Source organism: Streptomyces phytophilus (assembly GCF_013870535.1).
Taxonomy (GTDB): Bacteria; Actinomycetota; Actinomycetes; order Streptomycetales; family Streptomycetaceae; genus Streptomyces; species Streptomyces phytophilus.
Map to the genome: position 1 here is coordinate 1 of NZ_JACBXC010001143.1, position 1,952 is coordinate 1,952.

General features: G+C 70.7%; 2 protein-coding genes. Both read right to left on the bottom strand.

Annotated elements, in window-relative coordinates:
- On the bottom strand, positions 1-148 hold a 148-nt coding region (locus tag H5J30_RS30050; RefSeq protein ID WP_181790534.1), incomplete at its 3' end, for a (2Fe-2S)-binding protein.
- Positions 149-256: 108 nt separating this feature from the next.
- Positions 257-1,618, bottom strand: a complete 1,362-nt coding sequence (locus H5J30_RS30055) for a class II 3-deoxy-7-phosphoheptulonate synthase (protein ID WP_181790536.1) — start codon at positions 1,616-1,618, stop codon at positions 257-259.
- Between the last annotated feature and the right edge of the window lie 334 nt (positions 1,619-1,952).

Genomic DNA, 1,952 nt, shown 5'->3' on the forward strand with positions numbered 1-1,952 from the left:
CGAGCAGCGCCTGGATCCGGCGTACGCACGAGCCGCAGTCCGTGCCCGCCTTGCAGTCCGAGGCGATCTGGCGGGGGGTGCAGCGCCCGGCCGAGGCGTGCTCGCGCACCTGCTCCTCGGTGATGCCGAAGCACGAGCACACGAACACACGGACCCCCGGGTCGGGACGATTAGGTAATCCTAACCTTACCCGGCCCGGGGGGTGCCGTGAAAGAGGTGCCCTGCCGTGACCTGCGTTACGTCGCGGCCGGCCGGCTCACTGGTCCCGGTACATCTCCGCGACCAGGAATGCCAGGTCGAGCGACTGGCTGCGGTTGAGCCGCGGGTCGCACGCCGTCTCGTAGCGCTGGTGCAGGTCGTCGACGAAGATCTCGTCCCCGCCGCCCACGCACTCGGTCACGTCGTCGCCGGTCAGCTCCACGTGGATGCCGCCGGGGTGGGTGCCGAGCGCCTTGTGCACCTCGAAGAAGCCCTTGACCTCGTCGAGCACGTCGTCGAAGCGGCGGGTCTTGTGGCCGGAGGCGGCCTCGAAGGTGTTGCCGTGCATCGGGTCGGAGACCCACGCCACCTGGGCGCCGGCGGCGGTGACCTTCTCCACCAGCACGGGCAGCCGGTCGCGTACCTTGTCGGCGCCCATCCGGCTGACGAACGTCAGCCGCCCCGGGATCCGCTCCGGGTCGAGGCGGTCGATCAGCGCGAGCGCCTCCTCCGGGGTGGTCGTCGGGCCCAGCTTGACGCCGATGGGGTTGCTGATCCGGGAGGCGAACTCGATGTGCGCGTGGTCGAGCTGCCGGGTGCGCTCGCCGATCCAGACCATGTGCCCGGAGACGTCGTAGAGCTTGCCGGTGCGCGAGTCGGTGCGCGTCAGCGCCGACTCGTAGTCGAGGATCAGCGCCTCGTGCGAGGAGAAGAACTCGACGGTCTTGAACTCCTCCGGGTCCACGCCGCAGGCGTGCATGAAGCTCATCGCCCGGTCGATCTCGCGGGCCAGCGCCTCGTACCGCTGGCCGGAGGGCGAGGAGCGGACGAAGTCCTGGTTCCAGGCGTGCACCTGGCGCAGGTGGGCGTAGCCGCCGGTGGTGAAGGCGCGCACGAGGTTCAGCGTGGCCGCCGAGGCGTGGTACATCCGCTTCAGCCGCTCGGGGTCCGGCGTGCGGGACTCGGGGGTGAACTCGAACCCGTTGACGGAGTCGCCCCGGTAGACGGGCAGGGTGATGCCGTCGCGGGTCTCGGTGGGCTTGGAGCGGGGCTTGGAGTACTGCCCGGCGATCCGGCCGACCTTGACGACGGGGACGGACGCGGCGTACGTGAGCACGGCGCTCATCTGCAGCAGTGTCTTCAGCTTGTTCCTGATGTGCTCGGCCGAGACCGCGTCGAACGCCTCCGCGCAGTCACCGCCCTGCAGCAGGAACGCCTCGCCCCGGGCGACCGCGCCCAGTTGGTCGCGCAGTTGGTCGCACTCGCCCGCGAAGACCAGCGGCGGATACGACTGCAACTCGGCGGTCACGTCGCGCAGAGCCGCGGGGTCCGGCCAGTCGGGCTGCTGCGCCGCGGGCAGGTCGCGCCAGGTCTGGGGGATACCGGCGGCGCTCGTGGCGGGTTCGGCGTTGACAGTCACGGAGCCAAGATTACGGGTTCGCCCGCACTGCCCCGGCCGGTGACCGACAGATGAGACGGAGCAGACAGTGAGCCGCCGGATGCGATGCGGCCGGGCCGCGGTCGGCTATGGTTTCCGCCATGTACGCGCTCGATGCCCGCACCTGGTGGTGGCCCGTCCAACCGGCGGCCACCTGATCTCGCGTACCCGGAAGACTCCGCGAAGGCCGCCCGAGGGGCGGCCTTCGGTGTTTCCGCGGGTCGGTCCCTCCGTCGCAGGAAGGACCCACCGTGCAGCATTCCCCCAGGTCACGACCACACAACCACCCCGAGGACGCCACCGCGGACCCGGCGGC